6 protein-coding genes are annotated in these 6,572 nt (G+C 70.2%); 3 read left to right on the top strand and 3 right to left on the bottom strand.

The window, feature by feature from the left end; all coding sequences use genetic code 11:
* Positions 1-237 precede the first annotated feature (237 nt).
* The gene (locus K7G60_RS27770) at positions 238-903 is read left to right on the top strand and encodes an SDR family NAD(P)-dependent oxidoreductase (RefSeq protein WP_225803691.1); all 666 of its coding nucleotides are present in this window, start codon (positions 238-240) and stop codon (positions 901-903) included.
* A gap of 228 nt (positions 904-1,131) precedes the next feature.
* Here K7G60_RS27770 and K7G60_RS27765 read toward each other — a convergent pair whose 3' ends face one another.
* Positions 1,132-1,824, bottom strand: a complete 693-nt coding sequence (locus K7G60_RS27765; RefSeq protein ID WP_225803690.1) for a DUF2071 domain-containing protein — start codon at positions 1,822-1,824, stop codon at positions 1,132-1,134.
* A gap of 98 nt (positions 1,825-1,922) precedes the next feature.
* A complete protein-coding gene (locus tag K7G60_RS27760) occupies positions 1,923-2,090 on the bottom strand; it encodes a hypothetical protein (RefSeq protein WP_225803689.1) in 168 nt (55 codons plus the stop codon).
* Positions 2,091-2,402: 312 nt separating this feature from the next.
* On the opposite strand from K7G60_RS27760, the gene K7G60_RS27755 reads away from it, so the two are divergent.
* Positions 2,403-3,791, top strand: a complete 1,389-nt coding sequence (locus tag K7G60_RS27755) for an aspartate ammonia-lyase (RefSeq protein WP_225803688.1) — start codon at positions 2,403-2,405, stop codon at positions 3,789-3,791.
* Positions 3,792-3,892: 101 nt separating this feature from the next.
* On the opposite strand, the gene K7G60_RS27750 is transcribed toward K7G60_RS27755, so the two are convergent.
* On the bottom strand, positions 3,893-5,320 hold the full coding sequence (locus K7G60_RS27750; RefSeq protein ID WP_225803687.1) for a hypothetical protein: 1,428 nt from the start codon (positions 5,318-5,320) through the stop codon (positions 3,893-3,895).
* 310 nt (positions 5,321-5,630) lie between these two features.
* On the opposite strand from K7G60_RS27750, the gene K7G60_RS27745 reads away from it, so the two are divergent.
* Positions 5,631-6,572, top strand: coding sequence for an ABC transporter substrate-binding protein (locus tag K7G60_RS27745; RefSeq protein WP_225803686.1), 942 nt, complete (start codon positions 5,631-5,633; stop codon positions 6,570-6,572).

Genomic DNA, 6,572 nt, shown 5'->3' with positions numbered 1-6,572 from the left:
ATCGTCCCCCGCGCCTGGTCGGAATGGTGCGGCGTCGTCGACGCGTCGGGCGCGCTGGCGATCGTCCTGCTGGTCTGACCGCGCCCTCACGGCACCGGTACCGCCTCCGGGCTCCCCGGATCGAGCGCCGGCCGCTCCGTGCGGTGCGTCTCCACGGCCGTGCATCCCGGGCGGCCCTCCGCGGTGAATGTCTTCCAGGAGGCCGCCCCGCACGGGCCCTCCGGGAAGGACTCGGAGATGGCCGGAGTGAGAGTGCTCGTCGTGGGAGCGACGGGGATGATCGGAGGCCTCGCCGCGCGGATGCTGTACGAGCGGGGCGCCTCGATGGCCCTGGCGGGCAGGAACGCCGGGCGGCTGGCCGACCGGTCACGGCTGCTGGGGGATTGCCCCCGTCGTGTTTTCGACGCCTACGACCTCGAAGGCTGCGCCGCGCTCGCCCCGTGGGCGGCACGCTCCCTCGGCGGCTTGGACTGCGTCGTCGTCGCCATCGGCGTGGCCGGTTTCGGGCGCGCCGAACATGTCGACGAAGCCGCCGCGGAGCACCTCATGACGGTCAACGCCCTGGCGCCCATGGCCGTCGTCCGTGGTGCTCTGCCCGTCCTGGAGTCAGGACGGTCCGTCGGGGTCGTCACCGGTGCCGTCGTCGACGCGCCCCCGCAGGGCACGGCCGACTACGCGGCCGCCAAGTCGGCGCTCGCGGCGTGGCTGGGCGTGGTGGGCCGGGAGCAGCGGAGGCGGGGGGTCCGCGTCGTCGACGTGAGGATGCCTCATCTGGAGGGAGGCTTCGCCGATCGGGCGGTGACCGGAAGGGCGCCGACGCTGCCGCCCGGTGCCGATCCTGGCTTGTCCGTGGAACGGTACCTGGTCGAGCCGCTCGCGGATGCCGCCCGGCGAAGCCCCTGAGAGGCGCGGCACCGGCGCGAGGGGGACGGCGGGGACGCGCATCCGAAGCGGGGGCGCGCGAGAAGGCGCCGGGGGTTTCCCCGCCCCTCCCCGCGGAGGCTCCGTTCCTCATCAGGAGGCGATCAGAAGGCTGTCGGCGGCGGGGCGTTCGGCGCGGGCCGGGCGGCGGCCGATCGGCCGGGACCGTGATCACCGCAGGGGTCCCCCGCTCGCGGAGACGGCCGCGGATCACGGGTGACGGACGGGCAGGCGGGCACCGAAGCGCACGTGCAGGCCGGGGGAGTACAGGATGCTCACGGGCTGCGAGGACACGGCGGTCGGCAGGCCGGTGGCGGCCGCGACGAGTTCGTCGTCGAGCGAGAGCAGCGCGGCCTCGCGGAAACTCCACGGGTCGTGCCACAGGGGCCAGTAGTAGGTGCCCTTCCGGGCCCGCCCGTGCAGCCCCCACCGGGAGGTCAGGAAGTCGCCCAGCGCGTCCGGGCTTTTCTGTTCCCCGCCCAGGTCGGCCCAGACGCGTGAGCGCGGCCCGCCCGAACACCTGCGGCGCACTGTGTACAGAAGGCGGTCGTCGAAGCGAAGCCTGCGTGCGGAGGCCCAGTGGTAGGGCAGACGGTACGCGGCTCGCGCGGCGACCACGGGCAGCAGACGCGCGCAATCGAGGCTGAGGAACACGACCCCCCTGCGCCCGTGGCCGTCGACGCTGTAGAGCCGCACGTTGATCTCGGGGAACCGCCCGAGGACCGGAAGCGCGGGGCCGCGGGAGAAGGAGAGGTTCCGCATCTCGAAGAAGACAAGTCCGACGAAGGTGCGGCCGTCGAACGTATCGGGACGCGTGCCCCGCGGGAAGAAGCCGGCCACGGCATCGGGGGAGACGGCCCAGTGGACGAAGAGCAGGTCGCTCCAGTCCTGCCGGTAGGACACGCTCGGCAGGGGACGGGGTGCCGCCCGGGACACGTGCTCCGGTCCGTCCGCCGACGGTGCGGAACGGTCTTCGGGCATACGGTCCGGGGGCCTGGGCATCAGCGGGTACCCAGAGGACCGTGCGCGCCGAGGGCGCCGAAGCGGATGGAGAGCGCGGCGTCTGCCTTGTCGCCGGGGTGGCGACCCAGCGGCGCCCTCGGGTCGCGGTCGCGTGCGCGAAGCGAGTTCAGCGGCGTGCCGGGCGGTGCGGTCCGGTCAGTGCGCATGAAACCCTCCTCGCTCGCTGATCCCCGTCCTCGTCCACCGTCCGACGACGGCTGCGCGGCGACAAGTCGCATCGGTGATGCATCGTTTGAGAACGTAGGCGTTCCCCCTGTCGAGTGCCACCTCGCCGACCGGTGACCCCTCCAGAGGAGCCGCCTTCGCCGGGCTCCGGTGGGCCGGCGCGTGACGGAGTCGGACGGTACCCGTGGGCCACGTAATGGAAAGTTCCATAACGCTCTTGCGTGGCGTTCTTGTAATGAATGATACTTCCCTTGGTTCGCTGAGAACCGATCGTCGAGGGCGAAGGGGCCGGTATGCAGCGCGAGGAGCACGACCTGATCGGCGGGAGGGAGGTGGGGGCCGACGTCTACTGGGGCATCCACACCCTGCGCGCACTGGAGAACTTCCCGATCACGGGAATCCCCCTCTCGTCGCACCCTGAACTCGTCGCGGCTCTCGCCGCCGTGAAGGAGGCGGCCGCGCTGGCCCATCTGGAGCTGGGGACGCTCCATGAGGAGCAGGTCCGGGCGATCACGAGCGCATGCCGGGAGATCCGTGAGGGTCGCCTCCACGACCAGTTCGTCGTGGATGTCTTCCAGGGCGGTGCGGGCACGTCGGCGAACATGAACGCCAACGAGGTCATCGCCAACAGGGCGCTCGAACTCATGGGGCACGCCCGCGGCGGTTATGCCCACCTGCACCCCAACGACGACGTCAACCGGTCCCAGAGCACCAACGACGTCTACCCCACGGCTGCCAAGCTCGCCCTGTACGCCGCCGCCGGGCGGCTTCTGGACGCGATGTCCGTGCTGCGCAACGCCTTCGCCGAGCGGGGAGGGGCGTTCGCCAAGACCGTCAAGCTCGGCCGTACCCAGTTGCAGGACGCCGTGCCCATGACGCTGGGGCGGGAGTTCGACGCGTTCGCCCTGACCGTGCGCGACGACGCCGAGCTGATCCGCCTGGCTTCCGAGGCCCTCCTGGAGGTCAACCTGGGGGGAACGGCCGTCGGCACCGGCCTCAACGCCGATGCCGGGTTCGCGGCTCTGGCCGTGACGCACCTCGCCGCCGTCTCGTCCGCACCGGTCAGGCCCGCCCGTGACCTGGTGGAGAGCACGCAAGGGGTGGGCGGGTTCATCCGGTTCTCCGGTGCCCTGAGGCAGTTCGCCCTGCGTCTCTCGAAGATCTGCAACGACCTCAGGCTCCTGGCCTCGGGTCCTCGCGCCGGGCTGGGCGAGATCAGGCTGCCGGAGCTGCAGGCGGGGTCGAGCATCATGCCGGGCAAGGTCAATCCCGTCATTCCCGAGGCGGTCAACCAGGTCTGCTTCGACGTGGTGGGGGCGGACGCCGCCGTCTGCGCGGCGGCCCAGGCGGGACAGCTCCAGCTGAACGCCTTCGAGCCCTTGATCGTCCACCACCTGCTCAACTCGGCCAACCGGCTGAGCGCCGCCTGCGTGCTCCTTGCCGAGCGCTGCGTCGGAGGCATCGAGGCCGACGAAGAGCACCTGCTGGTTCTCGTGGAGGGCAGTCCGGGTCTCGCCACGGCCCTCAACCCGGTCATCGGCTACCAGCGGGCCACCGCCCTGGCGCGCCGGTGCCAGGCGGCCGGTGTACCCGTCCGGGAACTGGCGGCTCGCGACGGGCTGGTCCCCGAGGGAGAGCTCGCGTCCCTCCTCGATCCGTGGCGGCTCGCTCGGCCGAGCTGAGCCGTCCGGCCCGCGTACGGGCCGTTCGGAGGCGTCGAGTTCGGCGAAGAACGGGCGACCGGACCGCGTGCGCGGCCCGGTCGCCCGTCATGCGGACCGGATCAGCTCTTCGTCACGGTGCAGCTGTAGGACGCGGTTCCGGATCCGCTGTAGGCCTCCACGTCGAGGTAGTAGGTGCCCGAGCCGGAGGCGGTCCTGGTGAAGGACAGGGCCTCGTCGGTGCCGGCGCCGTCGTTCACGGAGCGGGTCAGAGTGCTGCCGTTCGTGTCCAGCCAGTACAGGTCGGCGTCGTAGGCGGAGGGGACGGCACAGTTCACGGAGGCCGTCTGGCCCGAGGACAGGGTCAGCTTGAAGTAGTCGCGGTCGCTGGTCGACCGCATGCTGCCGGTCAGGGTGCCGGGGGAGGCCAGGGCGGTGGCGTCGTCGGCCGTGTCGCGGGTGTCGTTCGGCTCGCTCTCGGCGAGCGTGCTCCCGCCGCCCTGGCCGCCGCAGTCGGTCACGGGAGTGCCGTTGTAGAGGTTGGCGTCGGCGACGCCGTTGGTGACGCTGCGGAGGTAGTAGCCGCAGGTGGGGCGGTTCTTGAAGTCGAAGGTCGAGCCGGGTGTCAGGCGCCAGATCTTGAAGCCCGAGTAGGTCAGCGGCTTCCTGTCGACGGCCTGTTCCGGCTGGTGGTCGGCGAGGACGACGTAGGCGTCCTTGCCGTACTGGGTCGCCGTGCCGTTGCGGTCGAGGAACAGCGAGCCGCCGCCCTCCTCCACCCCGACGCCCCAGGCGGCGCCCCCCGGTGCGAGGCCGTCCTTCACCGCGCGGGCGAGGAAGGACATGGTGCGGCCCATCCGGTCACGGGTGACGAAGTGCGAGTCGTTGATGACGGAACCGTAGTTCGCCCACTCGAACATGCCGGTGGTGAAGCTGATGTACCGGTCGTAGGGGTTGGCGAGCGCCTCGGCGCTGGTGACGCTGCCGTTGCACGCGTCGTAGACGATCGGGCTGTTGATGTGGTGGCCGGCGCTGCCGCCGCCGGAACCGCCGCCCTTGGCCACGACCGACTCGACGGAAGCCTCCAGCGCGGTTCCCTTCCACGCGGCGTACCGGCACTGGTCGCCGCCCGCGAAGTAGACGAACTCGGCGTTGCGGACGTCGGTGTTGACCTGGCTGTTGTTCCCGTCGCTCGCCGCCGTGAGCGTCCACGTCGTACAGGAGTTGACGCCGGCCAGTCCGGTGATCGCGTCGCACTCGGGGGTCTTGCTCCCCGAGGTCGGTGCCGAGCCGGCCAGGACGACGACGTCGAGGGTTCCCGTGCCGCCTCGGATCTCGTCGATGGCCCGGCTCATCGAGGCGGTGACGATGCCGCCGGCGCCGTTCATGGTGAACGCCGGGCCGTTCCACGAGCTTCTGCCGACGTCGGACGTGCTGCCGAGCCGGATCCTGTCGGCCGCCGCGTGGGCCGGCTGATGCGCGATCAGGACCGAGGCCGTCGCGGTGAGTACGACGGCGGCCGAGGTGAACCTGATTGAACGGAGTGGCATCTGCGCTCCAAGGAAAAAGGGGTTGATCGATTCCGCGGCGACCCACTGATGGGCGGCGGTTGGTAGCGGAACATACAAGTAACGAGACGTCGTAGGAAGATGTAAGGCCGTTTCGGCTCCTGGTGATCTCTGACTTCCCGGAGCTATCCGGTGAAAATGGTCAAAATGCGCCTCGTTGGAGTCGTGCGGGTCGTGTTACGTGAACGTAATGAGACTTACATCTAGCCAATGTCTGCGCTCGTATGTAACTTCTCTGCTGTGCCTGGCGGCCGGATTCCGCCGGCAGAAAACCACCGAGAGGTTCCACGCGATGAACGCTCGTACCGCACGCCCCGCAGCGGCCGCCGCTGTCGCGGCGATCATGCTCGCCTCCCTGTCCGCCTGCGGAGGCGATGACGCCGCCGCCCCGTCCGGCAAGGTCGTCGTCGCCGGCGTGGAGGTCGTGAAGGACCAGAAGCTGCACGACCTGCTCCCCGAGAAGATCAAGAAGGCCGGCGAGGTCCGCGTCGCGACCGACGTCCCGTACCCGCCCTTCGAGATGTACGTGAAGGAGGGGGAGACCGCGCTGACCGGGCTGGACTACGACCTCGGCCAGGCGCTCGGGGCCAAACTGGGCGTCAACTTCGCCTTCGCTCCGCAGAAGTTCGACGGGATCGTCCCGGCCGTCCAGGCCGGCAAGTTCGACGTGGCGATGTCGGCCATCACGGACAACAAGGACCGGCAGAAGGTCGTCGACTTCGTCGACTACTCCCAGTCCGGTTCCGGCATCCTCGTCGGCGACGGCAACCCCTCCAGGATCGAGAACCTGGACGACCTGTGCGGTCTGAAGGTCGCCGTACAGGCCGCCACCAACCAGCTCGACCTGCTGAAGTCCCACCAGGACGCCTGCGGGAAGGCGGGCAAGGGGAAGATCGACATCCAGACCTTCCCCAAGGACTCCGACGCCCAGCTCGCCCTGCGCTCCGGCAAGGTCGTCGCCCAGGTGCTGACCAAGCCCGCCGCCGGCTGGGTCGCCAAGACCGCCGACGCCGGCAAGGCCTTCGACCTGGTCGACGACCCGGCCGCGCCGGGAGGCTACAACGCCTCGCCCAACGGCATCGCGATCAGCAAGCAGCTGCCCGAGCTGACGGACGCGGTGCAGAAGGCCCTGCAGGCCCTCATCGACGACGGCACCCTCGTCAAGATCTACAACAAGTACGGCGTTCCGTCGATCGCGGTGAAGGAAGCCACCAAGAACGCGTCGGTGGACTGA

Source organism: Streptomyces sp. NK15101, from assembly GCF_020400725.1.
Classification (GTDB): Bacteria; Actinomycetota; Actinomycetes; order Streptomycetales; family Streptomycetaceae; genus Streptomyces.
The sequence above is the reverse complement of the archived record's forward strand: the minus strand, read 5'-3'. Positions and strand labels throughout refer to the sequence as shown.